At 66.1% G+C, this 823-nt stretch carries 2 protein-coding genes; one reads left to right on the top strand and one right to left on the bottom strand.

The features are described from left to right. Positions 1-411 (bottom strand): beta/alpha barrel domain-containing protein (locus DYI24_RS27270; RefSeq protein WP_502706393.1); only part of this gene is annotated, 411 nt, incomplete at its 3' end. 246 nt (positions 412-657) lie between these two features. Between DYI24_RS27270 and DYI24_RS27265 the strand changes: the two genes are divergently transcribed. After that, positions 658-823 (top strand): DUF2478 domain-containing protein (locus DYI24_RS27265; protein ID WP_164574531.1); only part of this gene is annotated, 166 nt, incomplete at its 3' end.

Here is an 823-nt window from a genome sequence, read left to right as displayed (position 1 = left end):
CTTGGTGCCCGGCGTGTTCTTGCGGGTGCAGGCGACCGCGATGGTCGGCGACACCGCGCGGGCCGCATCGACGATGTCGCGCGCCGTGGTGGCGACGCCGGACCAAATCTCGATCAGCGTCTGCGCCACCTTCCAGCTGCGCAGCAGGCCCGAGGCGCTGCCGCGGGCGGTCAGGATCGGCGCACCCGCCGCGAGCCGGCTGCCGGACGAAGCAGAGAGTTCAACCTCGCAGCCGCACAGCCGGATGATCGCGGCGGCATCTTCAGCGAGCGCCAGCACCATCGGATCGCGGGCGTTGAACTGCATCACGCCGGACGCCGCACCGATACCCAGCACCTCGGTCGTCAAATCGCCGCAAGGCACGTCGTCGTCGAGCAGGCGCTCCAGTTCGGCAGTGGTGGCGGCAGGCATACGGCAGGTCCCCGATATCGTCGTTCGGCGCATTTGACGCGCGGCAGTTCCGGCGCAACATCTCCGCTTCGGACCGTTATGTCCATGACTATACAACGCTGTCAGGTTTGCGACCAAAGCTCGCAGCCGGTTCGCCGTAGCGAAACGATAGACAAATCAATCGTATAGCAAGCGAACGCGCCGGCCAGGTATCCGGCACGCCGCTTGCTGAACTCACGACGAGCACACCGACTGGAGGGTGCAGAGATGACCGACAGCAGCGCAGAGGCACCGAGGATCGCCGCGATCATCTATCGTGCCGACGACGACGTCGACGCACTGCTGGCGGAGTTCGCATTCGCCCGGCTTGCAGCCGGAGAGCGGCTCGGCGGCATCGTGCAGCGAAACATCAAAGACGCGGCCGGCAAGAGGA

The organism is Rhodopseudomonas sp. BR0C11 (assembly GCF_010820945.1).
Classification (GTDB): domain Bacteria; phylum Pseudomonadota; class Alphaproteobacteria; order Rhizobiales; family Xanthobacteraceae; genus Rhodopseudomonas; species Rhodopseudomonas palustris_H.
The sequence above is the reverse complement of the archived record's forward strand: the minus strand, read 5'-3'. Positions and strand labels throughout refer to the sequence as shown.